This window comes from Mycobacterium sp. IEC1808, assembly GCF_002101935.1.
GTDB lineage: Bacteria > Actinomycetota > Actinomycetes > Mycobacteriales > Mycobacteriaceae > Mycobacterium.
On the sequence record NZ_LQPV01000015.1, the window covers coordinates 75,999 to 91,018 of the forward strand.

The 15,020-nt window shown below is 68.5% G+C and carries 14 protein-coding genes; 9 read left to right on the plus strand and 5 right to left on the minus strand.

Going from position 1 to position 15,020, the window contains the following annotated elements:
* Positions 1–103: 103 nt before the first annotated feature.
* Positions 104–862 carry an SDR family NAD(P)-dependent oxidoreductase gene (locus AWB92_RS09005; RefSeq protein ID WP_085185018.1) on the minus strand — a complete coding sequence of 253 codons (759 nt, stop codon included), beginning with the start codon at positions 860–862 and terminating at the stop codon, positions 104–106.
* 121 nt (positions 863–983) lie between these two features.
* Between AWB92_RS09005 and AWB92_RS09010 the strand changes: the two genes are divergently transcribed.
* From AWB92_RS09010 to AWB92_RS09035, 6 genes are all read left to right on the plus strand, one after another.
* Positions 984–2,513, plus strand: coding sequence for an ATP-dependent DNA ligase (locus tag AWB92_RS09010; RefSeq protein WP_085185163.1), 1,530 nt, complete (start codon positions 984–986; stop codon positions 2,511–2,513).
* 51 nt (positions 2,514–2,564) lie between these two features.
* Positions 2,565–4,823, plus strand: coding sequence for a carbon starvation CstA family protein (locus AWB92_RS09015; RefSeq protein WP_085185019.1), 2,259 nt, complete (start codon positions 2,565–2,567; stop codon positions 4,821–4,823).
* Between the two features lie 102 nt (positions 4,824–4,925).
* Positions 4,926–5,225 (plus strand): hypothetical protein, encoded by a 300-nt coding sequence (locus AWB92_RS09020; RefSeq protein ID WP_085185020.1) that lies wholly within the window; start codon positions 4,926–4,928, stop codon positions 5,223–5,225.
* A gap of 171 nt (positions 5,226–5,396) precedes the next feature.
* Entirely contained in the window at positions 5,397–6,923 is a 1,527-nt protein-coding gene (locus AWB92_RS09025) for an Hsp70 family protein (RefSeq protein WP_085185021.1), read from the plus strand.
* Between the two features lie 33 nt (positions 6,924–6,956).
* On the plus strand, positions 6,957–7,835 hold the full coding sequence (gene ppk2 / locus AWB92_RS09030; protein WP_085185022.1) for a polyphosphate kinase 2: 879 nt from the start codon (positions 6,957–6,959) through the stop codon (positions 7,833–7,835).
* A 28-nt stretch (positions 7,836–7,863) separates the two neighbouring features.
* Complete coding sequence (locus AWB92_RS09035; RefSeq protein WP_085185023.1) at positions 7,864–8,685, plus strand: oxidoreductase; 822 nt, start codon at positions 7,864–7,866, stop codon at positions 8,683–8,685.
* 3 nt (positions 8,686–8,688) lie between these two features.
* Here the strand turns inward: AWB92_RS09035 and AWB92_RS09040 are convergent, their stop codons facing one another.
* Positions 8,689–9,645, minus strand: a complete 957-nt coding sequence (locus tag AWB92_RS09040) for an LLM class F420-dependent oxidoreductase (protein WP_085185024.1) — start codon at positions 9,643–9,645, stop codon at positions 8,689–8,691.
* 339 nt (positions 9,646–9,984) lie between these two features.
* Between AWB92_RS09040 and AWB92_RS09045 the strand changes: the two genes are divergently transcribed.
* Positions 9,985–10,752 (plus strand): enoyl-CoA hydratase-related protein, encoded by a 768-nt coding sequence (locus AWB92_RS09045; protein WP_085185025.1) that lies wholly within the window; start codon positions 9,985–9,987, stop codon positions 10,750–10,752.
* A 22-nt stretch (positions 10,753–10,774) separates the two neighbouring features.
* A complete protein-coding gene (locus AWB92_RS09050) occupies positions 10,775–12,073 on the plus strand; it encodes an acyl-CoA dehydrogenase family protein (RefSeq protein ID WP_085185026.1) in 1,299 nt (432 codons plus the stop codon).
* Positions 12,074–12,123: 50 nt separating this feature from the next.
* Here the strand turns inward: AWB92_RS09050 and AWB92_RS09055 are convergent, their stop codons facing one another.
* Positions 12,124–12,750: an MspA family porin gene (locus tag AWB92_RS09055; RefSeq protein ID WP_068139662.1), complete on the minus strand. Its 627-nt coding sequence runs from the start codon at positions 12,748–12,750 to the stop codon at positions 12,124–12,126.
* Between the two features lie 230 nt (positions 12,751–12,980).
* Between AWB92_RS09055 and AWB92_RS09060 the strand changes: the two genes are divergently transcribed.
* The gene (locus AWB92_RS09060; protein WP_142282008.1) at positions 12,981–13,226 is read left to right on the plus strand and encodes a hypothetical protein; all 246 of its coding nucleotides are present in this window, start codon (positions 12,981–12,983) and stop codon (positions 13,224–13,226) included.
* A 7-nt stretch (positions 13,227–13,233) separates the two neighbouring features.
* On the opposite strand, the gene AWB92_RS09065 is transcribed toward AWB92_RS09060, so the two are convergent.
* Both AWB92_RS09065 and AWB92_RS09070 read right to left on the minus strand, forming a co-directional pair.
* The gene (locus tag AWB92_RS09065; protein ID WP_085185029.1) at positions 13,234–14,178 is read right to left on the minus strand and encodes a phosphotransferase family protein; all 945 of its coding nucleotides are present in this window, start codon (positions 14,176–14,178) and stop codon (positions 13,234–13,236) included.
* On the minus strand, positions 14,179–14,979 hold the full coding sequence (locus AWB92_RS09070; protein ID WP_085185030.1) for an SDR family NAD(P)-dependent oxidoreductase: 801 nt from the start codon (positions 14,977–14,979) through the stop codon (positions 14,179–14,181).
* Positions 14,980–15,020 lie beyond the last annotated feature (41 nt).

A 15,020-nucleotide genomic window follows, 5' to 3' on the forward strand; every position in this document is an offset into this window, starting at 1 on the left:
GGCCTCCTCGCTACCGGGCTGACTGCCTGCCCCGCTCCGAGGGGGAGCGGGGCGGCTGCCTAAAGAGTGTACTTATTCCCCGGGCAGGCCCGCGGCGGGGTGGCTACTTCGGCGCGAAGCGCTGCCCGGCGTCCAACCGCAGGCACTGGCCGTTGAGCATCGGGTTGTCCACGATGGCCGCCGCCAGTTTGGCGTATTCGATGGGCCGGCCGAGGCGCTTGGGGAAGGCCGCGTCCTTGGTGAGCGCCGCCGCGAATTCGTCCGGAATGCCCTGCGTCAACCCGGTGGCGAACAGGCTGGGCGCGATCGCGAGCACGCGGATGCCCAGCGAACCCAGGTCGCGCGCCATGGTCAGGCACATGCCGGCGATGCCCGCCTTGGCGGCCGTGTAGGCGACCTGCCCGATCTGGCCCTCGAAGGCGGCGATCGACGCCGTGTTGATGATGACGCCGCGCTCCTCGTCCTCGGGCTCGTTCTTGGCCATGTGGGCGGCCGCCAGCCGGCTGACGTTGAAGGTCGCGATGAGGTTGAGATCGATGACGGACTGGAAGGACTCCAGGTCGTGCGGACCGGACTTCGTCATCGTCCGCTTGGCGATGCCGCCGCCGGCGGTCGTCACGATGACGTGCAGGCCGCCCAGCTGGTCGACCGCGGTCTGCAGCGTTTCCTCGGTGCCGGCGAAGTCGGTGACGTCGACGGGGTAGAACGCGCCGCCGAATCCCTCGGCGACGGCCTTGCCGTCGGAACCCTCACGGTCGAGCACGACGACGTCGGCGCCCCGCTCGGCGAACAGTTCGGCGCTGGCGCGACCCATGCCCGACGCACCGCCGATGACGACGGCTTTCTTTCCGTTGATCTCCATCCGGGCCTCCTTTAAGGCTTGTCAGAATCCATGAAATTTGTAACGTTTCCTAGGCACGCTAGCGTGTCCGTCCGGCGGGGTTGACCCCGCCTTGTTCAAGAGCCATGCCAAGCTGGTCGGCGTGCTCCTCCTCGACGTGGCAAGCACCTCGCTTAATGTAGGCGCGACGTCGTCGCGGCTGGCCAAGGTTGCCCACATCGCCGAGCTGCTGCGCCGCGCCGGCGCCGACCCGCAGGCGGCGGCGATCATCGTCTCGTGGCTGTCGGGTGAGCTGCGGCAGCGCCAGATCGGGGTCGGCTGGGCGTCGCTGCGGTCCCGGCCGCCGCCGGCATCAGACCCGACCCTGACCGTCACCGGAGTCGACGCCACCTTCGCCGAGATCGGGGCGGTGTCGGGCAAGGGAGCGCAGGCGCGGCGGGCCGAAATCCTCGATGCGCTGTTCGCCGCCGCGACCGAAACCGAGCAGGCCTTCCTGCTGCGCCTGCTCGGCGGCGAGCTGCGCCAGGGGGCGCTGGCCGGGATCATGGCCGATGCCGTGGCCAAGGCCGCCGGGCTCCCCACCGCGTCGGTCCAACGCGCCGCGATGCTGGGCGGGGACTTGCCGGCGGTGGCCGCGGCCGCCCTGTCCGGGGAAGCCGCTGCGCTGGACGCGTTCACCCTGCGGGTGGGCCGGCCGGTCAGCCCGATGCTGGCCCAGACCGCGCCGGGCGTCGCCGATGCGCTCGAAAGACACGGCGGCACAAGCATTTTCGAGGCGAAGCTGGACGGCGCGCGAGTGCAGATCCACCGCTCCGGCGACCAGGTCACGGTCTACACCCGAAGCCTCGACGACGTCACCGCCCGGCTGCCGGAGGTGGTCGAGGCGACGCTTGCGCTGCCGGCCACCGACCTGATCGCCGACGGCGAGGCGATCGCGCTGCGGGCCGACAACCGGCCACATCGATTCCAGGTCACCGCCTCTCGCTTCGGCCGATCCGTCGACATCGAGGCGGCCCTTGCCGCCCAACGACTTTCGGTGTTCTTCTTCGACATCCTGCACCGCGACGGCGTGGACCTGCTGGACGCGCCGACCGCCGACCGGTTGGCCGCCCTGGACGCCCTGGTGCCGCCCGCACAGCGGGTGGACCGGCTGCTGACGTCGGACCCATCGCGGGCCGCCGCCTTCCTGGACGCCACCCTGGCCGCCGGCCACGAGGGGGTGATGGCCAAGTCGCCCGACGCGCCGTACCTGGCGGGGCGCCGCGGCGCGGGCTGGCTGAAGGTCAAGCCAGTGCACACCCTGGATCTGGTGGTGCTCGCCGTCGAGTGGGGATCGGGGCGCCGCCGCGGCAAGCTCTCCAACATCCATCTGGGCGCCCGCGACCCGGCCACCGGCGAATTCGTGATGGTGGGAAAGACTTTCAAGGGCATGACCGATGCGATGTTGGACTGGCAGACCACCCGGTTCGGCGAACTCGCCTTAAGCGGTACCGACTCCTACGTCGTGCAGCTGCGGCCCGAGCAAGTGGTCGAGGTGGCCCTGGACGGCGTGCAGAAGTCGTCGCGCTATCCCGGCGGCCTCGCGTTGCGGTTCGCCCGGGTGGTGCGCTACCGCGACGACAAGGGCCCCGCCGACGCCGACACCATCGACGCGGTGCGGGCGCTGTACTAAAACTCCCTTGCAAACAGGAATTGTCAACCTTGCGCGCGTAGGGTTTTCGCCGTGGCAATCAAAGAGCACGACAAAGGCGTCAGCTTCATCCACACTCTCGAAGAACTACCGCCGGTCGCGATCATCGACCGGTCCCCCATCACCGCCCGGCACAAGGCCGTCTTCGGCGTGATCGCCGTGATCGGCGCCATCGCCTGGGCGATCATCGCCACCGCGCGCGGCGAGACGGTGAACGCTATCTGGTTCGTGGTCGCGGCGATCTGCACCTACATCATCGGGTACCGGTTCTATGCCCGGTTGGTCGAAATGAAGATCGTGCGTCCGCGCGACGACCACGCCACCCCGGCCGAGGTGCTCGACGACGGCACCGACTACGTGCCCACCGACCGGCGCGTGCTGTTCGGGCATCATTTCGCCGCCATCGCGGGGGCCGGGCCGCTCGTCGGCCCGGTGCTGGCCACCCAGATGGGCTACCTGCCCGGGACCATCTGGATCATCGCCGGCGCGGTGTTCGGCGGCTGCGTGCAGGACTACCTGGTGCTCTGGATATCCACCCGGCGCCGCGGCCGTTCCCTGGGCCAGATGGCCCGCGACGAGCTGGGCGCGGTGGGCGGGGCCGCCGCCCTCCTCGGGGTGCTCGTCATCATGGTGATCCTGATCGCGGTGCTGGCAATGATCGTGGTGCAGGCTCTGGCCAAGAGCCCGTGGGGGGTGTTCTCCATCGCCATGACCATCCCCATCGCCCTGTTCATGGGCTGCTACCTGCGGTTCCTGCGGCCAGGGCGGGTGTCGGAAGTGTCCGTGATCGGCTTCGTGCTACTGCTGCTCGCTGTGGCGTCCGGCAATTGGGTCGCCGAAACATCCTGGGGCGCATCCTGGTTCACCCTGTCCCCCGTCGCCCTGTGCTGGTGCCTGATCATCTATGGCCTCGCCGCGTCGGTGTTGCCGGTGTGGTTGCTGCTGGCGCCGCGCGACTACCTGTCGACGTTCATGAAGGTCGGCGCCGTCGGGCTCATCGCGGTCGGCATCTGCATCGCACAGCCGATGATGCAGGCGCCCGCGGTCTCACAGTTCGCCACCCGGGGCAACGGTCCGGTGTTCGCCGGATCGCTGTTCCCGTTCCTGTTCATCACGATCGCGTGCGGCGCCCTATCAGGATTTCACTCGCTGATCTCGTCCGGGACGACGCCGAAGATGCTGGAGAAAGAAAGCCAGATGCGGCTGATCGGCTACGGCGGCATGCTCACCGAGTCGTTCGTCGCGGTCATGGCGCTGATCACCGCGTCGATCATCAACCAGCACCTGTACTTCACCCTCAACGCGCCCGCCGCGCAGACCGGCGGCACCGCGTCAACCGCCGCGCAATACGTCAACAAGCTCGGCCTGTCCGGCGCACCGGCCACCGCGGACCAGATCAACCAGGCCGCCGCCAGTGTCGGCGAGAAGTCCATCGTGTCGCGCACCGGCGGGGCGCCGACGCTCGCGTTCGGCATGTCCGAGGTGCTGCAGCGGGTGTTCGGCGGGGCCGGGCTCAAGGCGTTCTGGTATCACTTCGCGATCATGTTCGAGGCGCTGTTCATCCTGACCACTGTCGACGCAGGGACCCGGGTCAACCGCTTCATGCTCTCCGACACGCTCGGCAACTTCGGCGGCCCGCTGGCCAAGCTGCGCAACCCGAGCTGGCGGCCTGGCGTGTGGCTGTGCAGCCTCGCCGTCGTCGCCGCCTGGGGTAGCACCCTGCTGATGGGGGTGACCGATCCGCTGGGTGGCATCAACACCCTCTTCCCCCTGTTCGGCATCGCCAACCAGCTGCTCGCGGCGATCGCGCTGACCGTCATCACCGTCGTGGTCATCAAGAAGGGCCTGCTGAGGTGGGCGTGGATCCCGGGGATTCCGCTGCTGTGGGACCTGGCCGTCACGCTGACCGCGTCGTGGCAGAAGATCTTCTCCGGCGATCCCGCCGTCGGCTACTGGACCCAGCACTCCCAGTACCTGGCGGCCAAACATGCCGGCAAGACCGCGTTCGGTGCCGCGAAGAACGCCCGCCAACTCGACGAGGTCATCAGGAACACCGCCATTCAGGGCACCCTGTCGATCCTCTTCGCGTTGGTCGTCGTGATCGTGTTCGTCGCGGGAATCGCCGTCGCGCTCAGGGCGATCGGCGGTGGCGGACGGCCGTTGACCGAGGACGACCCGGTGCCGTCGAAACGGTTCGCACCCGCCGGGCTGATCCCCACCCCCGCCGAGCGGGAGGTGCAACGCCAGTGGGGCGCGAAGTCTGCAGCCGGCGCCGTCGAGGCAAAGGGGTAGTCGACTACTCACGACGAATGCCGCTCGTCGCTCTTACGGTGATTTCACCAACGCCCGGTTCATCCGGTCACGGGACCACCGCATCGAAAAGAGATAGACGAAATGCCGGCATCACCAACGGGACTCGCGAGAACAACCGATCCCGTCAAACAGCGCACAAGCCAGCCGCCCACGGTCGAGGTGTCGTCCGCCGAAGTCCTGATCAGCACGCAGCAGGTGGTGTTCGGCACCGCCGCGGCGCTGGGGCCGCGCCGCCAGCGCATCGGCCGCCGGTTCGTCGCAATCGTGCGGCGCACGCTCATGACCTCGGCGGATGAACCGGGCCCGCCGCGAAGGCACTACCCGAGGCAGTACGGATTCCTCGAGAACTCGCTCATGGCACGAGAAATGGAACGACTGTGAACCTGATCGTCACCTTCGCCTCCGCGGTGCTGATGCTCATGATCGCGAAGGGGACCTACAGCCTGCAGTGGTGGCTCGAGCGCAGCGACTACAACCGTCACTTCGAGGATTGATCGCCCACGCCCGTAAAGGTTGATGCCTCCGGCCGTGCCGCGGTCCTAATATTGCGCGATGAGGCTCGGTATCGACTTCGGCACCACCCACACCGTCGTTGCGGCCGTCGACCGGGGCAACTATCCGGTCATCTCGTTCGACGGCCTGGACGCCTGGCCGTCGCTCATCGCGGCCCACACCGACGGGAGGTTGCGGTTCGGGCTGGACGCCGCCGCCGTCCGCCACGAGCCGGGGTGGTCGCTGCTGCGATCGTTCAAACGCCTTCTCAACGAGGCGGGTCCGCAGACCGAGGTGCACGTGGCCGGCCGTGACCATCGCCTGGCCGACCTGCTCAGCGGCTTTCTGGCGCAACTGAAGAGCGACCTGCAAACCCGGTCCAACGCCACCCTCGCGCCCGGCGAGACCATCGAGGCCGCGATCAGCGTGCCGGCCAACGCCTCCAGCGCCCAGCGCCTGCTGACCCTGGACGCCTTCGTCGCGGCGGGTTTCCATGTCGTCGCGCTGCTGAACGAGCCGTCGGCCGCCAGCCTCGAGTATGCGCACCGGTACCGCTCCACGATCACCGCCAAGCGCGAGCACGTCCTCATCTACGACCTCGGCGGCGGCACCTTCGACGCGTCGCTGCTGCGGATGACCGGGCACGAGAACGAGGTCGTGGTCAGCGAGGGCATCCAGCGCCTCGGCGGTGACGACTTCGACGAGGCGATCGTGGACCTCGTCCTCGACCGGCTGAACCTGAACGGGGCGGGCCCCGCCACGCGCGAGCTGCTCAAGGACGAGTGCGCCGCCCGCAAGGAGGCCGTCGGGCCGCAGACGCGCCGTTTCCTGGTGGACCTCACCGGAATCGACGCGGTCGACCGGCCCCCGTTCTCCTGCGGCATCGACGACGTCTACTCCGTGTGTGCGCCGCTCGTGGACCAGACGACCGAACTGCTGCAGCGCGTCCTGCAGGGGCCGACCCGGGACGGCAAGGACGTGGACTGGTCGGAGGTGGCGGGCATCTACGTGGTGGGCGGCGCCGGGGGCTTCCCGCTGGTTGCCCGGATGCTGCGCAGCGCCTTCGGTGAGAAGCGGGTCAAGCGCTCCCCGCACCCGTTCGCGGCCACGGCCATCGGCCTGGCGGTCTTCCTCGACAAGGAAGCGGGTTTCGCGCTGTCCGAACGCTTTTCGCGGCACTTCGGGGTCTTCCGCGAGGCGCAGGCCGGCACCGACGTGGTCTTCGACCCGATCGTGCCCAAGGACGCGTCGCTTCCGGCGGACGGGCGCACGCCGCTGGTCGTCAGCCGCACCTACCGGGCGGCGCACAACATCGGACACTTCCGCTTCGTGGAGTGCAGCCGCCTGATCGACGGGCGGCCCGACGGCGACGTCACGCCGTATGACCCGGTGCTCTTCCCGTTCGACCCAGCCCTGCGCGACCGCGACGACCTCGGCCGCCAGCCGGTCGGGCGGTGGAGCGAGGGCCCGGACGTCGAAGAACGCTACGTCGTCGCCCCGAGCGGCGCGGTCGAGGTGACGCTGACGACGCAGCCGGCCGGCTTCAAGCGCACCTTCCGGCTGGAGCGCTGCGCCGCCGCGGGTTGATGAATCGATGCCGCACCGGGAATACCCCGGACTATGGCAGAGATAGATCTGGACGCCCTTTCCACCCACGAACACGGCTACACGGTCAACGACGAGGACGACGACGACCCGGTCCTGCTCGACCGGGACGGCAACCACGTCGACACATGGCGCGAGCGCTACCCGTACGACCACCGCATGCCGCGCGACGAATACGAGCGGCTGAAGCGCAGGCTGCAGATCGAGCTGCTGAAGCTGCAAAACCACGCCAAGCGCACCGGCGCCCGGCACGTGATCGTGTTCGAGGGCCGCGACGCCGCCGGCAAGGGCGGGACCATTCAGCGGTTCATGGAGCATCTCAATCCCCGCAGCGCGCGGGTGGTGGCGCTGGAGAAGCCGAGCGATCGCGAAAAATCGCAGTGGTATTTCCAGCGCTACATCACCCACCTGCCGGCCGGCGGCGAGATCGTGCTGTTCGACCGCTCCTGGTACAACCGCGCCGGTGTCGAAAGGGTGATGGGCTTCTGCACGCCCGAGCAATACGCCGAATTCATGGAGCAGGCACCGCTTTTCGAGCGGATGCTGGTCGACAACGGGATCGACCTGACGAAGTTCTGGTGCTCGGTCTCGCCGGCCGAGCAACGCACCCGGTTCGCCATCCGGCTGGTCGACCCGGTGCGGCAGTGGAAGTTCTCGCCGATGGACATGGAGTCGGTGACCCGATGGGACGACTACACCGCGGCCAAGGAGGCGATGTTCACCGCGACCGACACCGACGCCGCCCCGTGGATCGTGGTGCGCAGCAACGACAAGAAGCGCGCCCGGATCAACGCGATGCGCTACGTTCTGGCCAAGTCCGACTACGACGACAAGGACCACGAAGTGGTGGGCGAGCCGGACCCGCAGATCGTGGGCCGCGCGTTGCTGGACTGAGTTGCGCCCCGACGGAAGGAGACACGTCATGTCCACCTGGCTCATCACCGGCTGCTCGACCGGGCTCGGCCGCGCACTCGCCGAGGCCGTCATCGCCGCTGGGCACAACGCGGTCGTCACCGCGCGTGACGTCGCGAAGGTGTCCGACCTGGGGCCGACGGAGCGGGTGCTCGCCGTCGCGCTCGACGTCACCGATCCCGCGCAGGTCGCCGCCGCGGCGCGGCAGGCCGACGAGCGGTTCGGCGGCGTGGACGTTCTGGTCAACAACGCCGGCTACGGCTATCGCGCGGCGGTGGAGGAAGGCGAGGACGCCACGGTGCGCGAGTTGTTCGAGACGCACTTCTTCGGCGGCGTCGCGATGATCAAGGCCGTCCTGCCTGGGATGCGGGCCCGCCGCAGCGGGGCGATCGTGAACATCTCCTCGATCGGCGCGACCGTTACCCCGGTGGGATCCGGGTACTACGCGGCCGCCAAGGCCGCCATCGAGGGGATGAGCGGGGCACTGCGCGGGGAGCTCGCGCCGCTGGGCATCTCGGTGACGGTCGTCGAACCCGGCGCGTTTCGCACCGACTTCGCCGGGCGCTCGCTCGCGCAGACGGCCACGGTGATCGACGACTACGCGGGCACCGCCGGGCAGCGCCGCAAGGAAAACGACACGATGCACGGGAACCAGGCCGGCGACCCCGCCAAGGCGGCCGCCGCAATCATCGCCGCGGTCGAGTCGGGTGAGCCCCCGGGATTCCTGCTGCTGGGTCCCGACGCCCTGGGCCTCTACCGCTACGTCGCGGACGCCCGCGCGGCCGAGATCGCGAAGTGGGAACACCTCACCACCGGCACCGACTTCGCCTGAGGCTCAGCCGCGTAGCGCGGGCAGCACGTCGCGCTCCCACGCCGCGAAGAACCCGTCCATGTCGGGGCCGATCTGCTGCACGTAGACCTCGTCGATGTCGGCGTCGAGGTACTTGCGCACCTGCGCGACGTGCTTGTCCGGGTCCGGTCCGCACGCGACGCTCTCGGCGACCTTGTCCGGCGGAACCAAGGACATCAGCGCGGCGAAGTCCTTGGGCCGCGGCACAATCTGCGACGTCTGCCCCGGCAACCCTTCGTTGGCCCACAACCGATGCGCCACCTTCAGCGCGGCGTCGGGATCCTGATCCCAGCTGACCTTGGTGCCGGCCTGCACCGGCTTGTCGCCACCGCCGGACTCGCGAAACACCTTGACCAGCTCCGCCTCGGGCATTGCCAGTGCGAATCCGTCACCGATCCGCCCGGCCAGCTCGGCGCCCTGGGGCCCGAACCCGGAGACGTAGATCGGCACCGGCCGCTCCGGCCGCGTGTAGATGCGCGCCTCCTGCACCTCGAAGTGCTTGCCGTGATGGCTCACCTCGTCGCCCCGGTGCAGCTTGCGGATCACCTCGACTGCCTCTTCGAGCATCTCCTGGCGCACGCCGACGGACGGCCAGGGGTCGCCCAGGATGTGCTCGTTGAGCGCCTCCCCGCTGCCCACCCCGAGCACGAAGCGGCCGTCTAGCTGCACGGCCGCGGTGGCCGAGGCGTGCGCGATGATCGCCGGATGCGTCCGCATGGTCGGGCAGGTGACGGCCGTGCTGACCGGCAGCGACGTCGCCTCCGACAGCGCGCCGATCACGCCCCACACGAACGGGCTCTGGCCCTGCTCGTCGTTCCACGGGTGAAAGTGGTCGGAGATCCACAGCGCGTCGAAGCCGGCCGCCTCGGCGCGCTTGGCCTGATCGACCAGTTCCTTAGGGCCGAACTGCTCACTGGACAGGAAGTATCCGATCTTGGTCATGGCGGCGGGCTACCCGCTGCGCGACGGATTATGCGTCATTATCGGCCATCATCGACCCGTCCCGAATTAGGTTGCGATCCAAGGCGTTCCGCTTCATGGCCACATTCGTCACACCAGTCACGCCGCCGGAGGACCATCCTTTGTGCCCGCCTCATAGCGACAACGGCTGCGCACGGCGGCCAACGTGACTGGCGGCCAACTCGTCGCGTTGTCGCTGTGAGGCGGGCAGAAAGCCGATCCCTTCTGCGCTGGGACTGATGTGACGAGAATAGCTTCGCGATTTCGGAGAAGGTTATTCTCCTAGACCGAGAGACGCTTTACGATCGGTGGGTGCCACACATGCTCGAACTCGACCGGCCCCGCGACGGCGTCGTCGTCGTCCGGTTGAGCCGCCCGGAGCGGCTCAATGCGATTAACGGGGTCATGCAGACCGAATTGGCCACGGCGCTGGGCGATTTGGGGGTCGACCGGGCGGTGCGCGCCGTTGTCCTGACGGGCGCCGGGCGCGGCTTTTGCGCCGGGATCGACATGCGCGACTTCGGGCCGAACGTGCCGGAGGCGACCGCCCCGGCGCTGGACCGGATGCGCTTCCAGGAGGGCATGGCCGCGCTCGCCGACGGGGTGCACCGGTTGCCGCAGCCCGTCATCGCCGCGGTCAACGGCCCGTGCGTCGGCGCGGGGTTCGCGCTGTGCCTCGCCGCCGACATCCGGATCTGTTCGGCGCAAGCCTCTTTCGGCAACGCCGCCATCCTGCTCGGGCTGTCCGGGGCCGAGATGGGCATGAGTTATCACCTCCCCCGCATTGTCGGCACCAGCGTCGCGGCCGACTGGATGCTCACCGGGCGCACGGTCTCGGCCGCCGAGGCCGATCGACGGGGGCTGGTCAGCGAGATCGTCGAATCCGATCGGTTGCTCGAGCGTGCAACGGAGTTGGCGGTGCTGATCTCCGACCTGGCGCCGCTCGGCGTCCAGCTGACAAAGCGTGCGCTGCAGGTGAATACCGACGCGACGAGCCTGTCGTCGGCCCTGGAGCTGGAGAACCGCAACCAGGTGCTCGCGCACGCGACCGAGGAAGCGGCCGAACGCCGAAAAAAGTGGTCCCAGTGACCGAACCGAGAGGGGACGACGGATGTCGTGGGACTTCTCCACCGACCCGGAGTGGGCCGAACAACTGAAATGGGTCGAGGAGTTCGTGCGCAGCGAGTGCGAACCGATCGACCTGATCGTCAAGGAGTCGCACGACCTGGGCGATCCGGTGCGCCAAGCGCTCATCCCGCCCCTGCAGGAGATCGTGAAGGAGCGGGGGCTGTGGGCCACCCACCTCGGTCCGCACCTGGGTGGTCCGGGCTACGGCCAGGTGAAGCTGGCGCTACTCAACGAGATCCTGGGCCGCTCGGAATGCGCGCCGATCGTCTTTGGCTCGCAGGCCCCCGATTCGGGCAACAGCGAGATCCTCGCGCACTACGGCACCCCCGAGCTCAAGGCGCGCTACCTGGAGCCGTTGCTGGACAACCGCATCGTGTCGTGCTTCTCGATGACCGAGCCGCAGGGCGGCGCGGACCCCAAGGTGTTCCGCACCACCGCCGTGCCCGACGGCGACCACTGGATCATCAATGGAGAGAAGTGGTTTTCGTCGTTCGCCTCGATGGCGTCGTTCATCATCGTGATGGCGATGACCGACCCCGAGGCGCCCCCGTATGAGCGTTACTCGATGTTCGTCGTGCCGGGTGGCACGCCGGGCATCAACGTGATGCGCGACGTCGGGCTGGGATACCAACCGCTGGGCGGCGGTGGGCGCGAAGGTTATGTCCGCTACGAGGACGTGCGGGTGCCCGCCGATCACATGCTGGGCCCGCGCGGCGGGGCGTTCGTCGTCGCCCAAACCCGCCTGGGCGGCGGGCGCATTCATCACGCCATGCGCACGGTGGGCCTGGTCCGGCGCATCTTCGACATGATCTGTGAGCGGGCGGTGTCGCGCTACACCCAGGGCGAGGTCCTGGCCAACAAGCAACTGGTCCAGGAGATGGTCGCCGACTCGTGGATGGAGATCGAGGCCTTCCGGCTGCTGACCCTGCAAACCGCTTGGAAGATCGACCAATTCAACGACTACAAGGCGGTGCGGGCGGACATCTCGGCGGTCAAGGCGATGATGCAGAAGGTGTTACACGACGTGTCGGCGCGGGCGCTTCAGCTGCACGGGTCGCTGGGCACCACGCACGAGATGCCCTTCGTGCAGTACCTGGTCGAGTCGTTCGTGCTCGGCCTTGCCGACGGTCCGACCGAAGTGCACAAGGTGACGCTGGCCCGCCTGTTGCTGAAGGACCGTCAACCCGCGCCCGACCTGTTCCCCTCCGAACACCTGCTCCGCCTGCGCGCGGCCGCCGAGGCGAAGTTCGCGGACAAGCTGGCGGGCATCGCTTATAGCTAGGCGATCGCGAGCGCGGCGGAGCCGGGCGAAGCAGGTCTCCACCATCGGCCCTAGACGGCTTTGGTGACGCCGACGTAGGACAGCACCACGTCGGATTGATCGGTTTCGCGGGTCAGCGTCGCATAGGAGCGGATGAACGACTGCCCCACGCATCCGTCGATCTTGACGTGGAAGTTGCTGATCATCACCCAGGGACTCGGGCCCTTGAACTGCTTCTTGACCACCGGCACCACGATCACTAGCCCCGGCTTGAGCCCCACGGTGATCACGCCGTTGATCGGCACGGTCACCAGCGGGATGAAACCACCGGCCAACGGAAAGCCGACGCCTGGGTTGACGCCGGCGCTACCGGCCATCGTGACGCCGTTGGACGTGCTCATGTCGATTCCACAACCGATCTCGTAGCCCACCTCGAGGGTGCCCCGGGGTGGCTCCGAACCGATCAGGGAGCCGACGAACGTTCCGCTAGCCAGGTATTCACGAGACGAGACCGCGGTGGTCAACGGCGCCACGGGGATCTGCGACTCGTCCTTAGCGCCGAGGCCGAGCGTCCAGCCGTCGGGAGTGGTCAGGGTTGCGGGAGGATTCGATGGCACGCCGCCTTCCGGTGCCGGGGCCGTTGCGGCAACGGGGTCGACGTCCGGGTCGGCGCTTACCGCCGGTGCCGAGGTCACCATCGTGGCGAGACAAACCGCGATAACCGCGGTGCAGCGTACGACTGCGGTTACCGTTCTCACGCGCGACACCGTAGGCGTTGCGCGCATCGGATCATGGAATTTGCTGCGCGCCCGGTCGAAGTCGTTGTCCGTCCGTAACTGGTCCGCGATATCGCGTCGGGACGCTGGAGAAATCCGTGCCGCTTGATTTGCCGCAGCGCTAGACTGCGCAGAAGACAGGGAGGGCAACGATGAAGCTTCGCACGTTCGCTTGGGGTTCGCTGGCTGCAGCGATGAGCTTCATGGTCCTCGCGGGCGGCACCGGCGTAGCGCACGCCGATTCAGACCCGTTGGTGCCGGCGGGCCCCGGAATAGTCGATCTCATCGTCGCGGACACTCCAGCGCTGTCGGCGGATCCGCGCGACGAAGGCGCCCCGTCAGCCGATTGGGGTGGCGCCGGGATGTACTGCGAAAACATGTTCGTGCGGTGCCGCTAATCCAGTGCTAGCCCAGCATTAACAGCGCTCGCTCCAGCAGCCTCGGCAACACGGCCGCCATCGCTTCCAATTCGGTTCGCGGAGAGCGTCTTCGGCGATTGTGCTTGACGATCAGCGCCCAGGTGGCGGCCGACTTGAAGCACGCCAGCGCGCTGAACCAGCTCAAATCGGCTATCTTGCAACCCAACTCGCTTTGGTAGGTGTCGGCAAGCTCGCCGGTAGGTGGCGCGATGCCGGGCGATCGCACGCGGCGGTAGGTGTCCGGGTCGGAGTTGATCAGGAACCAGCCCACGTCGATGCGCGGGTCACCGATCGCCCAAATCTCCCAATCGATCACCGCGTTGATCCGGTCGCCGTCCGCCAGCAGGTTGCCCAGCCGAAAGTCCCCGTGAACCACGCTCGCGCCCACGGCCGTTGGGGCGCACGCCAACAACGCGTCCCGCACCGCCGGCCAGCCAGGCACCAGCGCCGCGTCGACGGTCTGCAGGGTCCCCGACCAGCGCCGCACTTCCGCGGCCGGCTCCATGACCGGTTCGCCCCCCAATCCGAGGTCGGCCGGTGACAACCGGTGCAGGGCGGCCATGACGCGGCATGCGTTGCGATAACGCCCGGCCAGGTCGGCGGCCGGCGGGCAACCGTCGAAAAGCGGCTCCACGCAGTCGCCTTCGACGCGCGACATGACGAAGAGCGGTGGGGCGCCGGCGTTCTCCCAGAGCACCTCGGGGACCGGAACTGGGCTCCCGGCAAGCGCTTTCATGACGCGCGCCTGGCGCAGCACGTCGCGGTGTGCTACCGGCGCCACCCCGGGTGGGGCAACTTTGATCACCACCGCCCGGCCGTCGCGCTCACCGGAGAACGTGAGGCTGGACGCGCCACCGGCCAGCGGGGCGAGGCCGGCAACGCCCGCGGCCGCGAGTCGCCCCCGCAGCTCGTCCAGGTCGAGCTCGGTCACCTAGCCGACCGGCTTCGACCAGCCGACTTCCGCCAGGAAGGGCTGGGTGTGCGCGATGCGCCCGGTCATCGTCTTCGGGTCGCAGGTGCACAACCGAAAGGCGGTCTCGGTGATCAGTTCGATGTCCTCGGTGTCGGTCTTGGCCAGGTCCAGGGTGCCGGCCCCAGGGGTCGCGACCGGGTTGGACGGGGCGGCGGCGTTGACCGCGATGCCGTCGTCATACAACTCGGCGGCGAGGCTCTTGGTGAGCCGGTTGAGCGCGGCCTTGGCCGTGCCGTAGATCCCGAAGCCCGCGGTCCGGTCGAATTCGGAGAACGGGGGCCCCGGCGGCAGGTCGCCGCCCACCGACGTCAGGTTGAGGATCCAGCCCCGCCCCCGCTCCCGCATCGCGGGGATCGCCAACTGGCTCAGGTGCAGCGGGCCGAGGACGTGCATCTCGATCATCAGCCGGGCCCGCCGCTCGGGGAAGCCGTCGAGCGGCCGCAGGAACGTGACCGCGGCGTTGTTGACGAGGATGTCCGGGGAGCCGACGGCGCTCACCACCTCCGCGAAAAGCCTTTTGCGCTCCTCCGATTGCGAAAGGTCCGCCTGGACCGCGACGGCGCGGCCACCGGCGGCCACGATCTCGTCGCGGGTCTGGCTCAGGGATCCCTGGTACTTGGCGTCGGGTTCCATCGTGCGGGCGGTGAGCGCCACCGTGGCACCGTGCGCGGCGAGCCGCTCGGCGATCGCCTTGCCCAGCCCCCGGCTGCTTCCAGTGACGAGCGCGACCAGCCCGTCGCATCGTCGGTCTGCGCCCATTCGGATGTCCTCTCCTGCGCCCGCGGAAACAGCTTCTCGAA

Coding starts and splice junctions, on each gene's coding strand:
- AWB92_RS09005 (WP_085185018.1), bottom strand. CDS start 862: ATGGAGATCAACGGAAAGAAAGCCGTCGTCATCGGCGGTGCGTCGGGC.
- AWB92_RS09020 (WP_085185020.1), top strand. CDS start 4,926: ATGCCGGCATCACCAACGGGACTCGCGAGAACAACCGATCCCGTCAAA.
- AWB92_RS09025 (WP_085185021.1), top strand. CDS start 5,397: ATGAGGCTCGGTATCGACTTCGGCACCACCCACACCGTCGTTGCGGCC.
- ppk2 (WP_085185022.1), top strand. CDS start 6,957: ATGGCAGAGATAGATCTGGACGCCCTTTCCACCCACGAACACGGCTAC.
- AWB92_RS09035 (WP_085185023.1), top strand. CDS start 7,864: ATGTCCACCTGGCTCATCACCGGCTGCTCGACCGGGCTCGGCCGCGCA.
- AWB92_RS09040 (WP_085185024.1), bottom strand. CDS start 9,645: ATGACCAAGATCGGATACTTCCTGTCCAGTGAGCAGTTCGGCCCTAAG.
- AWB92_RS09045 (WP_085185025.1), top strand. CDS start 9,985: ATGCTCGAACTCGACCGGCCCCGCGACGGCGTCGTCGTCGTCCGGTTG.
- AWB92_RS09050 (WP_085185026.1), top strand. CDS start 10,775: ATGTCGTGGGACTTCTCCACCGACCCGGAGTGGGCCGAACAACTGAAA.
- AWB92_RS09055 (WP_068139662.1), bottom strand. CDS start 12,750: ATGGTGACCTCGGCACCGGCGGTAAGCGCCGACCCGGACGTCGACCCC.
- AWB92_RS09060 (WP_142282008.1), top strand. CDS start 12,981: ATGAAGCTTCGCACGTTCGCTTGGGGTTCGCTGGCTGCAGCGATGAGC.
- AWB92_RS09070 (WP_085185030.1), bottom strand. CDS start 14,979: ATGGGCGCAGACCGACGATGCGACGGGCTGGTCGCGCTCGTCACTGGA.